We start from the raw sequence: 20,533 nt of genomic DNA, 5'->3' as shown, positions 1-20,533 counted from the left end.
TTACAGCACTGATTGGTTGTCATTCAGTTTGCTTGTAATTTTGTTTGCAGTGACGAGCAGGATCACGGACACAATTGAAACGCCCAAACCTACCGCGGTTGCATAGGAAAAATCACCCTGTGACATGCCCATCCGATAGACATAGGAATTGATGACCTCTGCCTTTTCACGGTTTTGTGAATTCATCAGCACCAGCGTTTGATCCAGATTCGAGCCAAGCAGACCACTGACCGTCAGAATCAGATTCAGACTGATGATGGATTTCATGTTAGGCAGAGTAATATTCCAGATTTGCCGCAGCCGACTGGCTCCATCTATTTTGGCAGCCTCGTAATAGGTCGGATCAATCTTTGACATAATGGCGAGATACAGAATTGTTCCCCAGCCTGCTTCTTTCCAGATATCGGATAACGTAGCGATCCACCAGTACTTGCCTGCGTCCAGCAAAATATTTTGCGGCTTTGAGATGATGCCCAGACTAACCAGCAGCTCATTGAACAATCCTGTGGTGGAGAACCAGGTGATCAGCATACCGCCTAGTACAATCCAGGAGAGGAAGTGAGGTAAGTATGAAACCGTTTGCACGAATTTCTTGAAGCGTCCGCTATTTAACTCATAGATCATGATGGCCAGAATGATTGGAATGACAAAGCCGATCCCCAGCTTCAGAAAGCTGATCCCGAGCGTATTAACGACCGCATCCCAGAAGTATTTATCAGACAGAATAATTCTGAAATTATCCAGACCAACCCAAGGTGCAGTAGAAAGAGTATCAATAACGGTGTAGTTTTTGAAAGCAATGGTCAACCCATAGATAGGTATGTAGCAGAAAACAATCATAAAGATTATACCGGGTATAACCATGGATTGAATCTCCCATTGCCTGGCGTAATCGGCCCAGAATGCCTTAAAGCGCTGAGTTAATCGAGGCTTACTGCCGGGCTGGTGAGGCTGCTGCTTGTGTGTCGCAGTGATTAGATGACTCATGTATTCGCCGCTCCCTTTTATAGAATTTAATAAAAACGTTTTTATTTTACGCCGAAAAACTCCCTTCCTTGGAATATATAAGTTGAACTAGAGATTTCACAACGTGTGCTCTAACAACAGAATAACCTGGAGAGCAGCAGTTATGCGCGCGTAAACTATAGTTCAACTTATTTAGATTTGAGAAAATAACGGCATCAAACGGCATCTGTATCAACGCACGTCTCTCCGATCCTTCTTCACATGACTTGAACCTCGCACAACAAGCTCGCCAGCCAGCTTCTGTGCGACTCCTTGCTCCTGCCCCTTGATCATATCGACCAATTGAGTAACCGCCAGAATACCTTGTCTCGCAATCTGATTCCGTACCGTTGTTAGTGGTGGAGAGTAATACTGAGCAATATCAATATCGTCAAAACCAACTACACTGATATCATTTGGAACCTCATACCCATGTGCTTTCAAGGCTTGAATGCAACCAATTGCACTCAGATCATTGCCGGCGAGGAAAGCATCAGGCAGCTTGCCCGGTTGCAGATGAATGAAGGATTTGATCGCGCTGTAGGTCGCCTCCTCCTCGAAGTAGCCTTGAATAATGTAGTCCTCATCGACAGGCAGTTCATATTCACGCAACGCCGCCAGATATCCCGCTCTCCGCTGCACGCTGTCAAACATCGTATCTACACCGCAGATATAGGCGATTTTCTTGTGACCGAGCCCGATCAAATATCGGGTAGCTTCATAGCTGGCTTCGTACGAGTCAAAAATAACACTCCCCATACGTTCGCTTTCATATGCACGGTCGAGAAACACTGCCTTGATCTTGTCTTTCTCCATGGACAGTATGTCCTGCTCATCAATTCGAAGCTCTTCGTAAATAATAACGCCATCCACCCGTCTGCCAAGAATATTGCTCATAATGACATGTTTATCCCGGGTAACAAATACATTCAGCCCATATCCGAGACGATCACATTCACGCGACATCGCTTCAACAAGCTTGTAGAAATAAGGTCCCGATACACTCGTTGTGAAAAAACCGAGCATTTTGGTCTGTCCCGATTTCAACAGTTTGCCATTCAGATTCGGTATGTAGTTCAGTCGCTCCGCCACTTTGAGTACATGGGACTTGGTTTCCGGGTTCAGAACATCAACACCATTCAAGGCATTCGAGACAGTAGAGATGGATACGCCAGCTTCCCTTGCCACATCTTTAATTGTGATTTTTCCCATAAGTTCGGTTCCTTTGCTATAAAAACGTTTTAATACATTCAAAATAGCATAAAACCGTTTTCATTACAACCTTAAACTGACGAAATATGCCCAAAAGAAAACCGCTGATCCAGAATGATCAGCGGTCCATAATCTCCAGCGCTTTATAAGGCGCTGGAAGTTGATAGGTTCCATACGAATTAATTCAGTTCAATCCACCCGAAGTCATCCATCAACATTTACTCATTGTTTATTCAAATGAAATAATATACGTTTCTCCTGTTTGCGTTGGCACGCTTATTTGATCGTCTTGCTCTGCATGTATTTCTACTTCAGCTTCATTGAGACGGACCTTCATGCCTGGTGCAGATTGCAGGTAACATGTATTACCTGTGTGTGACAGAATTTCAGCCTCGATCAGCTTTCCATTTTCCCAACGAAGACTGATCTCGAATCCGCCTCTTGCTCTCAGACCTTTAACATAACCTGTAGACCAGCGCTCCGGCAATGCTGGCAGGAACTCCAAATAGCCTTGGTGGGATTGCAGCAGCATCTCGGCAATACCCGCTGTTGCTGCGAAATTGCCATCTATCTGGAACGGTGGATGAGCATCAAACAGGTTGGCATATACCCCGCCCTGCTCATGTTTGCCTGGCTCATGCGCCTTGACAAGGGTCAAGAGATTGGAGATCAGCTGCTCGGCACGATTGCCTTCTCCGAATCTTGCCCACAGACCGATTTTCCAGCCCAGACTCCAGCCCGTGCCCCCATCTCCACGAATCTCAAGCGAAGTGCGGGCAGCGCGCATCAGATCAGGTGATTTTTTCTGTGTAATGAGTCTTCCAGGGAATACACCCACCAGATGGGAAACATGGCGGTGCTGCGGGTCTTCCTCAGTGAAGTCTTCACTCCACTCCTGAAGCCGTCCCTGTGCATCAATCTTCAGCGGAAGCAGTTGCTCCTTCTTCGCGCGCAGGAGATCAGCGAATTCATTGTCTGTTTCCAGCACTTCAGCCGCTTGAATGCAGTTATCAAACAGTTCGGAGATCAGTGAAATATCCATCGTTGTTGCTTCGCTAACCGCTGCATGCTCACCGTTAACAACAAATTTCATCTCGGGTGATGTGGAGGGGGATGTAACGAGCCGTCCTTCTTTATTTTCGATAAGCCAGTCCAGACAGAACAGAGCTGCATCCTTCATGATCGGGTAGGCTGTTTCCTGCAAGAACTGTTTATTTTCCGAGAATGCATAATGCTCCCACAGATGCTGTGTCAGCCATACACCGCCCATCATCCACAGTGCCCATACCGGATCACCTTCGCCATAATCGCCTACCGGGGCTGTCTGTCCCCAGATATCCGCATTGTGGTGAGCAACCCAGCCTTGAGCTCCATAGTTGATCTCAGCGGTTTTACGTCCATTCACTGCGAGCTTGCCGATAAAATCAATCAGCGGTTCATGCAGCTCGGCCATATTACATGTCTCCGCAGGCCAGTAGTTCATCTCTGCGTTAATATTGAGGGTATAGTTGCTGCTCCAAGGAGCCCGTGTATCCTGATTCCAGATCCCCTGCAAGTTGGCTGGCAGTGTTCCGGGTCTGGAGCTGGCAATCATCAAATAACGACCATAGTTGAACAGCAGCTCTACTAATCCCGGATCGCTGCTTCCGTATTTCTCGATACGTTCATCTGTAGACATGTGCTCGGGAGCCATACTGTCACCTAGATGTAACTGTACACGGTTGAACAAAGCTTGATGATCCTGCACATGGCGTTGAAGCAACTCATTATAATCATGTGTCATAATCTTCTGAATAACGTCTGCGGTTTGGGTTGCAGGAGACTTTGGCGTTCCATTCACCTGCTCCTTGGCAGCATAACTCGTGGCTCCTGCAAAATAGATTACCGCTTCAGTCGCATCAATGATTTGCAGTTCGCTTCCGTTTGAATGCAGGGTGCCGCCAGTATGAGAGACTGCTATCCGGCCATGGAAAGACATCGCACGGTTAGATTCAGAATCTCCATAACGCACAGGAACTTCAACATCATGATAGTTAGGTGATACATACTCTGGAGCCGTCCCCGACAACTCGAATTGAGCATTTGCAACCGAGGTTGTGTGTCTCAACGGGCTACTCAATCGAGTACGGAAGCTTAATCTGCCCTCCTTGCTTGCTGTCAAACGAATGACAATGCCTTGATCAGGATGTGAGGCGAAGACCTCTCGATCATAACGTACGCCGCCAATTTCGTAGGAAACGCTTACAACACCTGTTGATATATCCAGTTTGCGTTGATACGTTTTCCGTTCACATAACTGACCATGCTCCATAACCAGCTCCAGATCGCCAAATGGAAGGTACGATTGTGTGAAGGGCCCCATCATTTTTTTACTCAGCAGATCAGCCTCTACATACTGTTTATTGGCAATCAGCTCTCTGATTCGGGGCAAGACCTCCCGTGCTTCCGGGTTGTTCCAGTCCTGAACATAGCCCGACCATAACGTATCTTCGTTTAATGCAATGCGTTCTTTTTCGATACCACCAAAAACCATTCCACCCAGCTTGCCGTTGCCGATCGGCAGTGCTTCAACCCAATAGGCGGCTGGAGAACCAAACTGAATATTCATGCTGATTGTTCCCTCCAAATGCACACGTATTTTGGACATATATGAAAACTTGTTCAGCAATCATTATATCTTTCAATCCGGGGAGAGGATATATAATTCGATAAAAATGATGTGGAAAAAATTAAACGAATAACAAATATGACTTATAATCCCAATCGAGGACTTTATTTCTGTAAGTTAGAGCACAAAAGCGCCACCGGGTACGGCGACGCTTTTCTATATCAGAGTATTATTTCAGTTGAATTTGTTTCATAAATTCTTTGAACTGCTCCGCGATCTCTTTATATTTCGTATGGTGCAGATAGTGTGAACCTTCCATTGGTACCAGTTTGCCCTGATCGGATTGTTTGATCTGCTCCTCATGTAGTGGCAGCCATTTCGGATTATTATCGTTGTTGGATTGCACAAACAGCAATATCGGCAGCTCACGCGGATATATCATGTGCTCTGCATTTTTGAAGTTGGAGCCCAGATTTTTCAGTTCATTCATTAGTGTTGAATTGGTGGCGACTTGATTCGAGATCAGATTCATCTGCTCCTTGGTATGCTCATCGTAGTCCATTGCATCGTAAGGGTCAGCACTCAGCTTTTTGAGCAATCGCATCAGCCCCGAGGATTGAAGGAACTGCATGGACTTCAGCGGCAATTTCACATCCATGCCAGGCTGATTCGGCACACTGCTGTCAATGCCAACAAAGGCCATTACTTCATCCGGATATTGCTTTACATAGGAGACACCATACAAGCCTGTGATGGAATGACCCATCAGGATATAACGCTTCAGACCGAGCTGTTCTACAGCCTCATGAATCTCACTGACGATGTTTTCCGTGGTTCGCTCCTTCTCGGTGCGATCACTCAATCCATAGCCTAAGGGTTCAATTGCTACCACTTTATAGTCGGAGGTCAGTTGATCAATCAACAATTTGAAATCCAGCACCGGTGAGGGGGTTCCTTGCCCTGGAAGCAGCACAATGGTCTGCTCGCCGTCCCCCTGTATGGATACGTTCATTTTTTTGCCATCCACTTGCACGTACTGTCCATAAGAGTCAATTTGTTTCTTTTCCATCCCGTTGCTAATCACGTTGACCACAAACACAATGCCCATAAATAATACAAGTGCTCCGAGAATACTTCCGCCTATTTTTAATAATAACTTTCGTTTTCTTCCGGGTTTCTTCTCTTTTTGCTTGATCTCTACGATCTCTCCCATTCCAATCTTCTCCTGTCCCTTGAGTCTAATAAAGTATCTTGATGACTTCTGCTCAGTATAATCGAACAAGATGTCGTTACAGTGACGCCAATATGAACAGAGTATGAACAGGGCTCATGGCGGATGTCAAAAGCTCGTTCAGCATACGTGCATGCTAAAATAAAATAAAATAAAAAAGAGAACTGCTTGGATGAAAGCAGCTCTCTCCTGTGAATTCCACATTCACTTCAGATCCTCTTCTAGTGGTCAAGGAAAACAAGTTGAATGAAGAACAGTATTGCGAAAATATAAAAGATCGGATGAACATCCTTGCCTTTACCACGAAGCAGCTTGAGCACAGGATAGAAAATAAAGCCAATACCGATGCCGGTTGCAATGCTATGAGTTAATGGCATGAGGATAATGATCAGGAAGGCCGGGAAGGCCTCTTCGAGATCACTCCAGTTCATTTTGCTAATTACACTAATCATGAAGAAACCAACAATAATCAGAGCCGGAGATGTGATTGCAGGAATGCTGGATATAACGCTCACAATCGGGCTGAAAAACAGAGTTAGTCCAAGCAGTATACTTACAGTTACCGCAGTTAGTCCTGTTCTTCCTCCAGCAGCGACACCTGTACTGGACTCAATATAGGCCGAGGTTGGGCTTGTACCCAGCAAGGCCCCCGTCGTTGTACCGACAGCATCTGCCAGCAACGCACCGCGGGAACGCGGAAACTTACCGTCTTTGAGCAATCCGGCTTGCTCTGCAACGCCCAGCATCGTTCCCGTTGTGTCAAACAAGGTAATAAGCAAAAAGGTGAAGATAATGGTATATAGCCCATTGGAGAAAACACCAGCGAGATCCATCTGGAACGCTGTCTCCCCAAGACCTGATGGCATGGCTACCATCGATTCCGGCATTTGGAACAGACCCATGAACCAGGCAATGATTGCCGTAATGACCATACCAATGAATAGGTATCCCTTCACATTGTAGGCCATCAGCGTAACCGTAATAATTAATCCGATCAACGTCAGATACGTCATAGGCTGCGCCAAATTACCAAGTGTAATCAGAGTAGATTCGGAATTCGCGATAATGCCCGCATTTTGCAAACCTACAGTTGTAATGAATAATCCAATGCCTGCCGTAATGGCATGTTTGAGACTCGCCGGAATTGCATCCAGCAGCATGTAGCGAAAGGATGTGAGCGATAGAATGATAAATAAAACACCTGCAATAAACACAGCACCGAGCGCTGTCTGCCACGATACGCCATATCCCTGTACAACACTAAACGCGAAAAAGGCATTCAAGCCCATACCAGGTGCAATGACAATCGGGTAATTGGACCAGAGCCCCATAATTAAGGTAGCCACAATACTCGCCAGAATCGTAGCGATAAATACACCATTAAAGCTCATGCCTGTACCGCTGAGGATTCCAGGATTCACTACCACTATGTATACCATCGTGAAAAATGTTGTAATCCCTGCAATAATTTCAGTTGAAACGGTGGTGCCTCTTTCTTTCAGTTTGAACCAGTTGTCCATCGTAAAGCCAGCCTCCAACTTTCATATTGTCCTTCAACTCTAAAGTCCATTTCGAATTTTATTAAATATAACATCCGATGTCAATGGAAAAGCGTACTTGTTCACAGTATTTACGAACTATTTTAACAAAATCAATGTATAATTTTCGTTTTTCGGGGAGATGAAACGTGTGAACAGAAATAAGATTATTTTACGCTCCGGCTGCAATTGTGATCGTTTTTATTTACAGATAAATGATGATCTTCATAAGGATGAACAAGTGAACCCCCCTCTCTTCTTTTAACTGAAATGAAGAAAGGGGGGTCTCATTCATGTTTATGTTATTCGTTGTTGCATAAGATTAAACTGGCGATCACGTTTATACCTTGGCAAATTGCTGCATAATGGCTGCCGCAGCACGTGTGTACCCGCCAGCTTGTCTCAAAGATTCACCGATGAGATGAGCCTGCTTTTGATAGTCTGGATTGTGCAGTACTTCCATCACCGCCTCCCTTAAAAGGGCTGCGCTCAGGTGATGTTGATCCAATACAACCCCTGCACCAAGTTCGTTTACACGAGCAGCAACGAAAGGTTGATCTGAGGTCATAGGGATCATGACAAGTGGAACATCGAAATACAATGCTTCGCTTACACTATTCATTCCCGCATGTGTAACAAAAACGTTTGTGTGCTGCAGTATTTCAAGCTGTGCAACGTACGGCTTCACGATGAAATTGTCAGGGATAAGCCCCTCAAGAGCTTCAAGGTCTGTGTATTTGCCAGAAGATAAAACAACGTTAATGGGCAGATCCTTTAATGCATCAAAGCATAATTTATAAAACTCCAGGTTTTTATTCAGTATCGTTCCCATTGAAATGTATACTGTCTCGGAATGACGTTCACGAAGCAGACGAAACGGGAACGCAGGAGCATCCTGCCGCGGGATAATTGATGGACCCGTAAATAGATATCGGTCATCCAGTTCATCTGCTCGCGGCTGAAAATAACGGCTTGTGTATACAATTTTCAACTGGCCGGTATGTGCCATAATGTCTTCCACAGCAGGTACACTGACCTGATACTCTGCAGCGATCTCTTGCGCAGCGTTCATGATTGCTTCATACAGTTGCTGTGTATAACTATGTTCTTCATTAAGTGATCCTACATTTTTGCCCAGAGGCTCAACAAACGCAAAAGAAGTTATGGAACAGACAGCGGGAATCCCTAACTTTTCAGCCAATATTTTGCCTCCCCAGCCCATAAGGGAATCGTAGATCAGATAGTCAAATGTCTGATGCTCTATCACACGAAGAACTTCGGGAATCATCTGGGGGATGACACCACAAGTAACCATGTGTATAAATTGATAAGGATGGCGATATTCCAAGGGTTTCAAAACCGGATCATGAGAGAAAGCATCTTGCAGAAAGGGATACGTCATAACCCGGGCCCCTGTCTGCTCCATCCGCGAACGGTACTCCTCTACAGTCACATAAACAACTTCTTCTCCAAGGTTGACCAGCTCCGTGATTAACCCCAAAGAGGGGTTCACATGACCTTCAGCCGGAGTAATCACAACTAACACACGCGCCATCTCGCGCACCTCCTGAATGTAATATTTCCTCCGATCTGCATGTTGTCTGACCGGGTTGTTATGTTACATCGGAAGTGTATCTATTTTCTGTCCAGCGGACGAATGCTTGTGACGAGCAAGGATTGAAATCCGTAAAGAGGACAGAAAGCTAAGTAAAACCAATAGTAACTGAAGCATCAGCACCATAAAAATACCTGTCGATATCCCCCATCTCATTGTCTCGGCTAATGCAACAAGGGCACCGCTGACACCAATGCTCATAGCTACATAAAAGGAATCGACAAACTGCAGATTGGCAGACATCTTTCCTTCATGTCCTAGCTCGGCATATTGTAGAGCGATGACTGCTGTTGTCGGGTTAGCCAGACCGACACCAAATCCAATAATAATTTGAGAGATTAGAATGAGCATGATCCCCGTATCTTGTAAAAATAAAGCGAGTATGACGAGCATAACCCCGCCAATCATCGTCCCGATTCCAAGCATAACTCTCCGTTTACGCCCTTCACCCCGATCTTTTGCATCCAGTCTGGCTTGCAGCCATGCTGCACCGGACCAGCTTAAAGAGCCTGCTGCTACCAGCAGGCCGGCAGTATCTGCGGATAACCCCTTGAGCTCCGTCAGCCCCAGAATAACAAAACTTTCTGTAGCGAAATAACAAGCCACATACAATCCTCTCGTTACCAACGTAGCCGGTAAACCTGCTTGGACCAAAAATGTCCCTTGAGGCAACAATTTGTGCATTAACGGTATCATGATCATTAATCCACCCATTGAAAGAGCTATACCCTGCCAGTTTGTAATCATGCCAAGACCTGTCAGCAATAAACCGGTTCCAATTGCTAGTAAGATGGCCTGCCCTGTTCTTGAGTCAATGGCTCGTGCTCCTCCTGTAACCTGCTGACTACGTTGTAAATCACGAAATGATCGATATGTAAGGAGAAGAGCGATTGCAATCAATGGAATAACAATCCAAAAAACAAATCGCCAAGATATATAAGAAGCGATGAGTCCTGCGAAATAAGGTCCGATTAACGAAGGCAACACAAAAGCCATAGAGAAAGCCGCCAAAATCTGAGTTCGCAGAGAATCTGGATAATATAACGTTACACACGCATAGACACATGTTATTAATGCTCCAGCACCGAATCCTTGAAAGGCCCTTCCTCCAATGAGCATATACATGTTCAAGGAGGCAGCCGCAATAATGGTTCCGAGCACAAAAACCGTAAACGATACAAGCATGGAATTAAATACACCTTGTTTATCCACTTGCTGGCCCATCACCAGTGTTCCTACGAGCTGAGATAACAAAAATGCACTGAAAATCCAGCCATATAAATGAAGCCCCTGCATGTCTTGAGCAATCTTCGCAGCAATGGTTGTGATCGCCAGCCCTTCAAAAGCCGAGGTGGTTAATACCAGCATAATGCCAATCGTCATAGCTCTATATTGTCTGTCAAAAATGCCGACGGTCTTGTGTTCTGTCATGCATACCTCACAAATATTGAAATATTAGTAAATTACACCTGCAGATGTATCTTTAATATAGAATAACAAAACTACTTTGTAAATGAAAATGTTTAAAAAGAAGCCCGAGTAAGCCCATTTATTATTGGCAGCTCGGATAAAGGTACGACGTATGTTGATAAAAAGGATTCTAAACCTTCGTTAATGAGAGCGATTACGGTAAACTGCTTAAACTTTTCAGTTTTGCCATAACGCAAAAGCCGATTCCACATCTGGAATCGGCTTTTACGTATGACTCTCAAAACTTTTAATACTCTCTATAGTTACAGCGTAATAATGATCGGTCCTTTTTTGGAGAGAATAATCGTATGTTCAATCTGTGCCACATGGCTGTTCTTTGTTGCAAAGGTCCATCCATCGCCTTTTTGATACACTTCTTCTTCGGATGTAGAGATGAAGGGTTCAAAGGCAATAACCATACCTTCCTTCAACAGCTCGTCATCTGACGTGTCATTATAATTATAGATATGATCTGGTGCTTCGTGAATTGCACGTCCCACTCCATGTCCTGTCAGGTTGCGAATAACGGTTAACCCATGCTGGCGAGCTGTCAGGAAAACAGCTTTGCCAATGCCACTCTTTTTGGAGCCAGGATTAGCCTTTTTTAAACCTGCCTCAAAGGCTAGCTTGGCTACGTCACATATTTTCGTTAATACTTCTTCTCCCTGACCTACAACAAATGAAATGCCTGTATCCGCGAAATAGTCGTTTTTGGAGCCGGAAACATCAATATTAACGATATCGCCTTCCTGAATAACGCGATTGCCCGGAATGCCGTGAGCGACCTCTTCATTGACACTAATGCACGTAAAACCAGGAAAGTTATATTCACCTTTTGGAGCAGAGATCGCTCCTTCTTTTTCGAACAACTCCCCGGCCAGATCATCCAATTGTTTAGTCGTTACTCCCGGAGCTGTGCGCTCCACCAGGTTATCTCGAATGGAAGCAACAATTCTGCCAATTTCCTTCAACCCATTAAAATCTTCTTCTGTTTTTGCAATCATATGCGCTGACCTCACGATCCTTCTTCATTCTAAAACGTTCATCTCATTCCAACATAAATTAATGTAATTTGCAACATTTTGCGTTGAAAAAGCATAGAACCACGCTATGCTGCATCTTATTATGCATATGTAACAAATAAAAAAGGATGAACCGCAGCTCACCCTTTTTCATTCAAGTTATAGTCCATTGCTGGAGATCACATTTTGGTACCAGAAGAAGCTCTCCTTCCGTTTTCTCTCCAGCGTACCGTTTCCGTCATTATCCTGATCCACATGGATTAGACCATAGCGTTTTTCCATTTCCGAAGAAGAATAGCTAATCAGATCTATAATTCCCCAGACGGTATATCCTATAATTTCAACACCATCCAGTAACGCCTCGTGCATTTGCTCGATATGGGAACGCAAGTATTCAATGCGATACGGATCACGGATTGTCCCGTGCTCTTCAACAGTATCGTAGGCCCTTAGACCATTTTCTACAATGAACAAAGGAACCTGATAACGACTATACAAATTGTTAAGTGCCAATCTCAAACCAATCGGGTCGATCTGCCATCCCCAATCACTGACAGGCAGGTACGGATTTTTCACGCCTTCCATCGTGTTACCACTAACCGTCTCTAAACCTTCGCTATCCGCACTTGCAACAAAGGAGTTATAATAGCTGAACGATATGATGTCCGCTGTGTAGGTCTGCAGCAGCTCGCTGTCCCCCTCAGCTTTTTTAATAACGATGCCCTGCTCTTTAAAATATCTCTCGATATAACCAGGATAAGCGTCGCGTACCTGTACATCGGTGAAAAACAGATTAAACTGATTATTCTTATGTGCCGCCAGCACATCCAGCGGATTACACGTATGCGGATAATGCAGCAGGCTTGTCAACATGCAGCCGATCTCGGCATTCGGAATGATCTCATGGCAAAGCTTCACAGCATATGCACTTGCATTCTTATACCGGTTGAAGACCGTTGTGCTAAAGCGTACAAAGAAATCGAGCACTTCTCTCGAAGTCCACCCACCATAATGATCCACCAGATACATTGGCATTTCATAATGAGACAAGGTAACGAGGGGTTCAATGCCATTTTTAATCATCTCATCAAACAGGCGATCGTAGAAAAGTAAACCCTCTTCGTTTCGGATAATTTAATGTTGATTGATCTGTAAGAGCTATCGCAAGCTGCTCCGAGCTCACAGCATTTTGTTTTTTTATAGTCACCCTTGCTAATATTCTTCTTATTGGTTGCTAAATCTGCAGTGGAAATGCCCTTACCTTTCACATTCCAGGCTCCCTCTGCCTGATTCGCTGCAATTGCGCCGCCCCATAAAAACCCTTCAGGGAATGTTCGGCTTGTAGTCATATAATCATCCTTCCTGTTAATGCGCTCTATCCATCACTCGGCTAATCTGAATGATGAGATACAACCTTTCTTCATTGGCCATAAATCGTTCGAATTTGGCGCCAATATAATTGTTAATCTTGGAAACGCAACTTCCTTCCTCCGGGTATTTCATGGAGATTCGTTCAAGCAGCTCATCATCCTTGGATTCAAGCATCGTATTCTCCAGCAATCGCTGAACAAAAAACTGCAAATGAGTCAAAAAACGTGAATAATTAATGCTTAATGTATCCAGCTCAATCCCATAATGAATGCGAATAATGTTGAGAATATCTTTAACATGCAGCATTGTATTTTTACTTTGCTCAATGCATTATATAACTTCCGTAAGGGCATCTTAACCAGATGACAACTGTTGCGTGAAACATGAATCCGGGCAATTTGGAGGAAAATGATATGTTGATTAATGTAGTTGTAGGCATGCTCATTCCCCTGCTCATAGGAGCGTGGGTTCTTAGAGGGCACTACAGATTTTTCGTGATTTATTTTCCCCTCGGCGTCGCTTTGTCTTCAAGCATCAACAGTGTAGGCTTTAATTTTTTCTGGAACATTCTGCCGAATACACGCAATCAAGGCTTTGCTGCTCTTCCAATGGACCTCGGCATCTATCCCGTAACCGGCTGTATTATGATGTATATGATTCTGGTCAGACATACCAGACCTTGGCCCTCCATCGTCATTTCAGCCCTTCTGTTAACGTTGATTGAATGGACGGGCAAGCTGCTGGGACATGTTATTTATTTCAACGGATGGAATATCTTCTGGACCTTCTGGTCTTATTTCCTGCCCCTGATGCTTGCTTACGGTTACAGTAAACTTCTGAAGATTGCTTTGCCGGAGCATTCCCATCAGGGCTCCAAAACGTAAAGGAGTGTGGAGATACTCTGAGACGGGCGCCTGCGCATAAAATCATTGCATCTCGTTAACGTCACTGGGCGCCTGTGCATATCATAATCCATAATGGTTATGGAGGGATTGTAATGTACACGGCGTATCCGCATTATTACAGAAATACATTTACTCCTGTATGGGCGACATCAACCACAGAAGCTTTGGGATTGATTCAATCCGCTGTGCAAGGAGAACGCAATGATGAAATGTTCTATGATGCTCTCATTCGCATGGCCCCTGATTCTCATCAGGTGGCTATCATTACAAGCATTCGTGATGATGAACGCGGGCATAACATGATGTTCAGACAGATGTATAAGGACCTCACAGGCCAGGAGATCACGGGTGTTAGCAGTGAACCTCCTGAAACCGTCTCATCTTATCTTGGCGGACTGCAAAAGGCGTTTCAAGGGGAACTTGCTGCAGTGGAGAAGTATAGAAAAATATGGTTTGGCCTTCCCTACGGTATATACAAGGACACCGTTTGGGGCATTATTCTGGATGAACAGAAACATGCGGATAAATACAATAACCTGATTATCTACAATATGCCCAAGTAACTTCTTGTGTCCACTCTGGTTGGAGTCTACTGAAGAAAATGTGTTCGCCTGGAAGACAGGCACACTTGATACTCGTCAAAAAACCAGTAAACAATATCGTTTACTGGTTTTTAAATTCTGAATTAAGTGATATACGTTCCGAACTATCACAAACATTCTTTGGCATTTTCAGGCTCCGGCTCCGGCTCTACATGTACATGTACCGTATACACATCATGTTCATCCAGCAGCTCATTCTCGACATCGGTACAGATATCATGGGCTTGCTGCAAGTCCAAATCACCTCGAACCGTGATCACAACGTCCACAACAGCATTGCTGCCATAATTACGCGCTCTTACATCCTTTACCGTCTCGACCCCATCAATTCCGGCAATCGTATCACGATATTCCTGAATCAGTTCCACATCGAAGCCATCCGTAAGATGGTGGGTAGCTTCTCTGAAAATATCCCATGCCGTCTTGCAGATCAGCAAACCGACGATTATCGCCGTTACTGGGTCAAGCCATGGCAGACCAAATTGTGAGCCTACAATCCCGATCACTGCACCGATACTTACCCATGCATCAGAAATATTGTCCCGTGCGGCAGCCATGACTGCCTGACTTTTAATCCGTGTAGCCAATCTCTTGTTATACCGATAAACGAGGTACATAATTACCGCACAGAAAACACCTGTATATGCCGCAAGAAGATCTGGGGACTCATGCTTGCCTTGAAAAACAGAACCAAAGGCTTCGAATAAAACTTGAAGTCCGACAGCCATCATAATGAACGAAGCAACCAGTGACGCAACCGTTTCTGCTCTCCAGTGACCATATGTATGATCTTTATCAGCCGGCCGCTGTGCGAGCTTTAAGCCGATCAATACCGCAATAGACGCAACGATGTCCGTTGCATTATTCAGTCCATCTGCCTTGAGCGCTTCCGAACCAGCCATCGTACCAATGACCAGCTTCAGTGCAGTCAAACATATATAAGCGACGATGCTGATAATCGCTCCGCGCTCCCCGAGTTTTAAATTATCATATCTTAGTTGATCCACCTTCAGTTCCCCCTGCAATCTTCAACTCTATCAACACTTGTATGATGGTATCATTGAACATTTGTGTGGGTCTAGAGAAACGTTTTAAGTGTGAGACAACATAATCTGAGAGCGCCAAGAGTTTAATAGAAATCCAAAAAAGTTGTGTATGGCAAACTTGTACTTGTTATGTTTTCTAGAGAAGAGTTTTGTCTGTGATTCAACAGTCACAAATATAATTCAGACTACATAAAAAAACTGCCCGACTTCGGACAGATTTAGTCTAAGCTGGAGCGTAGGAAACGCTGTTTTGCATAATTATAATTTTAGTCGAGCAGGCTGTAGATCTGAATGCTTTCCACCTTGGCATCCTTGATATGGAATGACATCACATCCACATAATTGGATGGCTCGTAGCGAAAATCATCCTCCTCTTCAGGGGCTCCTTCACCGACGAGTCTCCCCTCCGGGTAAGCATTTTTGAGTGTATCCAGGCTGTCGCCTGCTTTAATATTTCGCACTGTCGCATACTTGGGATCGGTAATTTGGATATGAAAGATTGAGTCTTGTTTTCCATCGGGAATACTGATTGTTTTAATTTTCAGTCCCGGATACGTGTATACTTTTTCCGTAAAGCCAATCAAAGTATCCATGTTGGTCCCATCATCTGCACGATACGTATGAGACTTCACATGTTCTGCTTTTCCCAGCATCTGCTCCAACTGTTCTTCGTTTGCTGTATCGGAGATCGCAATCGTCTTCCCTTTAAACATAAAAGCAAGCTCCTTCAGCACCACATTGCCTTCCTTTTGTTTTGAACCTTCCTTCACCACTACAGTACTCTGTCCTTCGGAATTTCCCGAAGGGGACGCAGCTTCTGGTGACTTGACCTGATTGGATTGACAGCCTGTCAGTGCCGATGTCAGTAGTGCTCCTAATAGGATAATAGCTGAAGCTTTAATATTAATTTTCATCATGATCCCTCCATAAAGGTATGATTTCTTCTTATGAAGTGATTATAAAAAAAGCATTTGTTAGTCTCATAACAGAATTGTATCAGTCTTGTAACGTTACCTGATTGACGTACGGCTTTACGCTTGTGGCAATACAATTGTAATGGTTGTTCCTTTTCCCAACTGACTTTCCACGTCGATATATCCGTTAAAACGCTCAACGATTTCTTTGCAGATGGACAGCCCGAGTCCTGAACCATTAGCTGTATTTGCATTTTTTGCCCGGTAAAATCGCTCCTGCACACGTTCCAGTTCATCGCCCGCAATGCCAATGCCTTGATCGCGTACTCGAATAACCACCTCACTTGGTGTACGTTCCGTCTCGATTACAATCTGTGAATGATGATCGGAATATTTAATTGCGTTATCCACGAGATTGGCGATGGCGTGCGACATGAGCGTAGAATTAACGTTGGCGCAGACTTCACTTCGGTTTCCCCTGACCGGCTTTTCTTGCTCTTCTGCCTCCATGATGCTGATCTGGATGTTTTTTTCTTTGGCCTTTGCAGCCATATGGCTTGCAACTTGCACAACCAGTTCAGTTATTTCCGTTTTTTCGACTTCGAGCTCGCCGGAGCTGTTTTTGTCGAATCGGGATAACAGTAACAGTTCATTAATTAATCGTGTCAGCCGATCCGATTCTTGCAGCAGATGCGCATAGATTTTGTGCAGCTCCTTGTTTTCATTCTCACCTTCGTACAAGTATTGGGAGAAACCACGAATAGCGGCAAGAGGTGTTTTTAATTCATGCGATACATTGGAAACAAATTGCTTCTGATACTGGATATAATTATCAAGCTGCTGTCCCATTTGATCCAGTCCATCTGCAAGCATGCCCAGCTCATCATTCCGCTTCAGATGAACTCTTCGAAACTCCTGTCTGGAGAAGCTTTGCGTAGCGCCGAGCAGTACCTTAATCGGTTTGGTTGTATTCCGTGCAATCCATAGACTGGATAACGTGATTAATACAATGAAGCCCCCAGCACCAGCAAATAGAATATAACGAATCTGATCCATCATCACATAAAAGTACGAGACGTCCTCGACGAACTCATACACATATGCATTTTGGTAATATTGATCCTGAATGGGAGTTGCAAAATAAAGCAGATGGTCCTCCGTTACCGTGTATGCATAGCTGCCATTCAGCGCTTTTTCAATATTTTTCTCAAAAATAAGCGGCTTGCCATCATTAATGATGATGCCGTCCACAGCCAAGCCAAGCAACTGCTTGCCGCTGTCATAGATTCGAACCTCTTTGCCCGAAGCCTTCAGCTTCTCCAGAGCAAGTCGGGCAATCTGCTTCGTCTGCTGCGCGTCAGTTGATGATCTATGCTGTGCCAGCACCTCTCGGAGGGACATCTCGGAGAGATCCGCCTTCTCGATCATCCGTTTCTCAATTGTGATGAAGCTGTAATAATCTATCGCTTTATTGATTGCAAAAATAATGATGCCAAAGGATAGTACGGAGAAAAATAAATAATTCAGCACTAATCGGGTCGCATATTTCAGTTCGCTCCACCTCCAAGCTGGTAGCCGAATCCATAGATTGTCCTGACATACCTAGGTTCCTCTGCGTTATCCTCCAGCTTCTTCCGCAATCGCATAATCGTCATATCCACACTGCGACTGTCGCCCATAAAATCATATCCCCATCCGATCTGCAGCAGCTCATCCCGTGTGAAAATTTTGTCCGGCCGTTTAAGCAAGGTTTCCAGAATTTTAAACTCTTTCGCTGTTAACGAGATAGGCTCATCATTTTTCAGCACTCTGCGGCTTTCCAGGTCAAAAGTCAGCTCTTCATGAATGATCCGTGTAGATTTCATATCCATCTCTTCAAGCGTTTCTTCCTTGCTCTCGCTTCTTCTCAAAATGACCTTAATGCGGGCGAGTAATTCCCGATTATCAAAAGGTTTGGTCATGTAATCCTCCGCACCTAGCTCAAGTCCAAGCACTTTGTCGATCACCTCGTTTTTGGCAGAAAGCATCATAACGGGAACGGCCCGTTCCTGGGTAATTTGCTTACACAGGTCGTACCCGGAGCAGTCAGGCAGCATCAAATCAAGCACCACCAGATCGGGTTGAAAGGAATTCAGCAGCTGCAGACCGATTTTACCGTTTTCAGCTGTCCGCACCTCGTAGTTTTCTCTTCTCAGGACCAGTTCAATTAAATCTCTAATGGCGATCTCATCATCGATCACAAGTATTTTTTCCAGAAGGATTCCTCCAATCGGGCCAAGCGATATGCAAACCAAGTGTCTTTACTATAACAATGCTTTGGCAAAAAAACATCGGTTTATCGGCAGATATTGCTGAATTTTCGTTCCAAGCAATGAAGTTTGCTCCAGGCTAAAAATATAGAATAGCGGGTCTATTTATCCCATCTCTTCAACCATGCTTCCAGTGCCTGAATAACCTGCTGAAGCTGCTCTGCTTCTGTAATTTGAGCCGTGTTATCTCCCTTCTGCATGCCGTAGGAGCCAAATTGACCGTGATTTCCGCCTTCAATGCTCACAAAAGTAGTATCTTTGGGCAGGTTGTTTTTGGCTTTTTCCCACTCTTCCCCGTTCAAAACGCCATCCTTGCTTCCCGTAATCTGGAGTGCGGACAAGCTGCTGCCATCCAGTTTGCCACTCTCATCCGCATAGGATGCCAGATAAAAGACACCTTTGATCTGAGCTATGTGGGCTGCAGCATACCGCGAAGCAAATACTCCTCCAAGAGAGTGGCCTCCGATGACATATGTTTCGTCTGGATGCAGGCCGAGAAAGGTATCCGCCCGGCTTTCACCAAACATCGCTAAATTCAGTGGCATCTTGGCAATATAGACCCTGTGTCCTTGCTCCGCCAGTTTTCGTGCCATTGGAGCGTAGCCTGCCGGTTCTACCAGTCCTCCGGGGTAAAAAATAATATTAGGCTGTATAACATCCTGACCCTGCGGCTCAAATTGATATCCATGCTTGATTTCGCTTACCAGGACCTTGCTGTCGCTCTGCATGGCGGCTTCTGCTTGCTTGGACGGGCTATACGTTACGGATGCCAAATAGGCAAACACTCCTGCAACCAGGGCAATGATGACCACACTGATCCATATCGCAATTTTTTTCCATCTGTTCATGCCAGCTGCTTTCTTCGCCATAACCTGATTTCCCCATCCTTTGATTTATCTTATTTAACGCCGAATAATATTATATTTACTGGTAAGTAAAATTACAAGACTCTTTGCTTAAATGTATCTTTTAACATAAAATGTTGATGAAGGAGTGTGTACGAATCTATGCCAGCACAAGTACCCAAACGTTTACGGGGCAGACCCAAGCAGACAGACAATGATATTTCCATCCAGCAAACGATAATTTATACAGCCTCCACCCTATTTAAAGAATTTGGATACGAGTCAGTAACACTTCAGCAGATTGGCAAGAAATGTGGTGTATCCAAACCGACTATATATTATCATTTCGCGAGCAAAGCGGATCTATTCCAGGCTGCAATGACAACGATGCTGCAGAATGTACGAAAAATTACAGCGCGTATGCTGGAGGAGGCAGAGCACCTGCAAGACGGATTAGTTCAACTAGCCGCAGCACGTCTGGCGAATCCGCATGGAGAGATCGAAACGATGATGCGTGAAGCGGAGCCTTTGCTGGAAGAAGCGCAAATTCGTGCTATACGTGAAGCGGAGCATCAGATTCATGAGGTTTTGGCCCTACATTTCAAGCTTGCGATGGAGCAGAAGATATTTCGCGAAGAAGATCCGTTCTTTCTGGCAGAGGCTTTCTCTACACTAATGTTAATGGGCAACCGGGAGCATGATTCGGAGAAATATGAGTCTGAACGTGTTTTGGCGGAGAAGATTGTGCATTTTTTTCTCAACGGGGTAACGAAATGACGATGACTTGACAAGCTGTTCCTGAATCACTCACCTGCATTTCAGCTTGATCTGAATGACAAA

17 protein-coding genes and 1 pseudogene are annotated in these 20,533 nt (G+C 44.7%); 3 read left to right on the top strand and 15 right to left on the bottom strand.

All coding sequences use genetic code 11. The features are described from left to right. The 10 genes and pseudogenes from DFQ00_RS16625 to DFQ00_RS16575 all read right to left on the bottom strand — a co-directional run bounded on the left by DFQ00_RS16625 (nucleotide 1) and on the right by DFQ00_RS16575 (nucleotide 13,378). The gene (locus DFQ00_RS16625) at nucleotides 1-864 is read right to left on the bottom strand and encodes an ABC transporter permease (protein ID WP_425271034.1); all 864 of its coding nucleotides are present in this window, start codon (nucleotides 862-864) and stop codon (nucleotides 1-3) included. Between the two features lie 333 nt (nucleotides 865-1,197). After that, nucleotides 1,198-2,217, bottom strand: a complete 1,020-nt coding sequence (locus DFQ00_RS16620; protein ID WP_110897607.1) for a LacI family DNA-binding transcriptional regulator — start codon at nucleotides 2,215-2,217, stop codon at nucleotides 1,198-1,200. Between the two features lie 229 nt (nucleotides 2,218-2,446). Next, a complete protein-coding gene (locus DFQ00_RS16615; protein WP_110897606.1) occupies nucleotides 2,447-4,825 on the bottom strand; it encodes a glycoside hydrolase family 95 protein in 2,379 nt (792 codons plus the stop codon). A gap of 229 nt (nucleotides 4,826-5,054) precedes the next feature. After that, nucleotides 5,055-6,038, bottom strand: coding sequence for an alpha/beta hydrolase (locus DFQ00_RS16610; RefSeq protein WP_110897605.1), 984 nt, complete (start codon nucleotides 6,036-6,038; stop codon nucleotides 5,055-5,057). Between the two features lie 239 nt (nucleotides 6,039-6,277). Next, nucleotides 6,278-7,576 (bottom strand): NCS2 family permease, encoded by a 1,299-nt coding sequence (locus DFQ00_RS16605; RefSeq protein WP_110897604.1) that lies wholly within the window; start codon nucleotides 7,574-7,576, stop codon nucleotides 6,278-6,280. A gap of 358 nt (nucleotides 7,577-7,934) precedes the next feature. Next, entirely contained in the window at nucleotides 7,935-9,149 is a 1,215-nt protein-coding gene (locus DFQ00_RS16600; RefSeq protein ID WP_110897603.1) for a macrolide family glycosyltransferase, read from the bottom strand. 63 nt (nucleotides 9,150-9,212) lie between these two features. Next, the gene (locus DFQ00_RS16595; RefSeq protein ID WP_244213881.1) at nucleotides 9,213-10,640 is read right to left on the bottom strand and encodes an MFS transporter; all 1,428 of its coding nucleotides are present in this window, start codon (nucleotides 10,638-10,640) and stop codon (nucleotides 9,213-9,215) included. Between the two features lie 302 nt (nucleotides 10,641-10,942). Then, nucleotides 10,943-11,683 carry a type I methionyl aminopeptidase gene (map, locus tag DFQ00_RS16590; protein ID WP_110897602.1) on the bottom strand — a complete coding sequence of 247 codons (741 nt, stop codon included), beginning with the start codon at nucleotides 11,681-11,683 and terminating at the stop codon, nucleotides 10,943-10,945. A 177-nt stretch (nucleotides 11,684-11,860) separates the two neighbouring features. Next, nucleotides 11,861-13,050: pseudogene (locus tag DFQ00_RS16585) on the bottom strand (glycoside hydrolase family 1 protein). A 16-nt stretch (nucleotides 13,051-13,066) separates the two neighbouring features. Next, nucleotides 13,067-13,378, bottom strand: a complete 312-nt coding sequence (locus tag DFQ00_RS16575; RefSeq protein ID WP_244213880.1) for a PRD domain-containing protein — start codon at nucleotides 13,376-13,378, stop codon at nucleotides 13,067-13,069. A gap of 107 nt (nucleotides 13,379-13,485) precedes the next feature. Here DFQ00_RS16575 and DFQ00_RS16570 point away from each other — a divergent pair, with 107 nt between their 5' ends. Continuing rightward, entirely contained in the window at nucleotides 13,486-13,956 is a 471-nt protein-coding gene (locus DFQ00_RS16570) for a hypothetical protein (RefSeq protein ID WP_110897599.1), read from the top strand. A gap of 113 nt (nucleotides 13,957-14,069) precedes the next feature. Continuing rightward, nucleotides 14,070-14,540 (top strand): ferritin-like domain-containing protein, encoded by a 471-nt coding sequence (locus DFQ00_RS16565; RefSeq protein ID WP_110897598.1) that lies wholly within the window; start codon nucleotides 14,070-14,072, stop codon nucleotides 14,538-14,540. A 146-nt stretch (nucleotides 14,541-14,686) separates the two neighbouring features. Here DFQ00_RS16565 and DFQ00_RS16560 read toward each other — a convergent pair whose 3' ends face one another. The 5 genes from DFQ00_RS16560 to DFQ00_RS16540 all read right to left on the bottom strand — a co-directional run bounded on the left by DFQ00_RS16560 (nucleotide 14,687) and on the right by DFQ00_RS16540 (nucleotide 19,717). After that, nucleotides 14,687-15,586, bottom strand: a complete 900-nt coding sequence (locus tag DFQ00_RS16560) for a cation diffusion facilitator family transporter (protein WP_110897597.1) — start codon at nucleotides 15,584-15,586, stop codon at nucleotides 14,687-14,689. 305 nt (nucleotides 15,587-15,891) lie between these two features. Continuing rightward, on the bottom strand, nucleotides 15,892-16,539 hold the full coding sequence (locus tag DFQ00_RS16555; RefSeq protein WP_244213879.1) for a hypothetical protein: 648 nt from the start codon (nucleotides 16,537-16,539) through the stop codon (nucleotides 15,892-15,894). Nucleotides 16,540-16,656: 117 nt separating this feature from the next. Further along, nucleotides 16,657-18,069: a sensor histidine kinase gene (locus tag DFQ00_RS16550; protein ID WP_244213878.1), complete on the bottom strand. Its 1,413-nt coding sequence runs from the start codon at nucleotides 18,067-18,069 to the stop codon at nucleotides 16,657-16,659. A gap of 17 nt (nucleotides 18,070-18,086) precedes the next feature. Further along, the gene (locus DFQ00_RS16545) at nucleotides 18,087-18,779 is read right to left on the bottom strand and encodes a response regulator transcription factor (protein WP_244213877.1); all 693 of its coding nucleotides are present in this window, start codon (nucleotides 18,777-18,779) and stop codon (nucleotides 18,087-18,089) included. 170 nt (nucleotides 18,780-18,949) lie between these two features. Beyond that, a complete protein-coding gene (locus DFQ00_RS16540) occupies nucleotides 18,950-19,717 on the bottom strand; it encodes an alpha/beta hydrolase (RefSeq protein ID WP_110897595.1) in 768 nt (255 codons plus the stop codon). 138 nt (nucleotides 19,718-19,855) lie between these two features. Here DFQ00_RS16540 and DFQ00_RS16535 point away from each other — a divergent pair, with 138 nt between their 5' ends. Beyond that, complete coding sequence (locus tag DFQ00_RS16535) at nucleotides 19,856-20,470, top strand: TetR/AcrR family transcriptional regulator (RefSeq protein WP_110897594.1); 615 nt, start codon at nucleotides 19,856-19,858, stop codon at nucleotides 20,468-20,470. The last annotated feature ends 63 nt before the right edge of the window (nucleotides 20,471-20,533 follow it).

It is taken from the genome of Paenibacillus barcinonensis (assembly GCF_003217495.1).
Taxonomy (GTDB): Bacteria; Bacillota; Bacilli; order Paenibacillales; family Paenibacillaceae; genus Paenibacillus; species Paenibacillus barcinonensis.
The sequence above is the reverse complement of the archived record's forward strand: the minus strand, read 5'-3'. Positions and strand labels throughout refer to the sequence as shown.

What these genes read in the sequence shown, in the direction of transcription:
- DFQ00_RS16625 (WP_425271034.1), bottom strand. Translation starts at nt 864, where the DNA reads ATGGTTATACCCGGTATAATCTTTATGATTGTTTTCTGCTACATACCT.
- DFQ00_RS16620 (WP_110897607.1), bottom strand. Translation starts at nt 2,217, where the DNA reads ATGGGAAAAATCACAATTAAAGATGTGGCAAGGGAAGCTGGCGTATCC.
- DFQ00_RS16615 (WP_110897606.1), bottom strand. Translation starts at nt 4,825, where the DNA reads ATGAATATTCAGTTTGGTTCTCCAGCCGCCTATTGGGTTGAAGCACTG.
- DFQ00_RS16610 (WP_110897605.1), bottom strand. Translation starts at nt 6,038, where the DNA reads ATGGGAGAGATCGTAGAGATCAAGCAAAAAGAGAAGAAACCCGGAAGA.
- DFQ00_RS16605 (WP_110897604.1), bottom strand. Translation starts at nt 7,576, where the DNA reads ATGGACAACTGGTTCAAACTGAAAGAAAGAGGCACCACCGTTTCAACT.
- DFQ00_RS16600 (WP_110897603.1), bottom strand. Translation starts at nt 9,149, where the DNA reads ATGGCGCGTGTGTTAGTTGTGATTACTCCGGCTGAAGGTCATGTGAAC.
- DFQ00_RS16595 (WP_244213881.1), bottom strand. Translation starts at nt 10,640, where the DNA reads ATGACAGAACACAAGACCGTCGGCATTTTTGACAGACAATATAGAGCT.
- map (WP_110897602.1), bottom strand. Translation starts at nt 11,683, where the DNA reads ATGATTGCAAAAACAGAAGAAGATTTTAATGGGTTGAAGGAAATTGGC.
- DFQ00_RS16575 (WP_244213880.1), bottom strand. Translation starts at nt 13,378, where the DNA reads ATGCTGCATGTTAAAGATATTCTCAACATTATTCGCATTCATTATGGG.
- DFQ00_RS16570 (WP_110897599.1), top strand. Translation starts at nt 13,486, where the DNA reads ATGTTGATTAATGTAGTTGTAGGCATGCTCATTCCCCTGCTCATAGGA.
- DFQ00_RS16565 (WP_110897598.1), top strand. Translation starts at nt 14,070, where the DNA reads ATGTACACGGCGTATCCGCATTATTACAGAAATACATTTACTCCTGTA.
- DFQ00_RS16555 (WP_244213879.1), bottom strand. Translation starts at nt 16,539, where the DNA reads ATGAAAATTAATATTAAAGCTTCAGCTATTATCCTATTAGGAGCACTA.
- DFQ00_RS16540 (WP_110897595.1), bottom strand. Translation starts at nt 19,717, where the DNA reads ATGGCGAAGAAAGCAGCTGGCATGAACAGATGGAAAAAAATTGCGATA.
- DFQ00_RS16535 (WP_110897594.1), top strand. Translation starts at nt 19,856, where the DNA reads ATGCCAGCACAAGTACCCAAACGTTTACGGGGCAGACCCAAGCAGACA.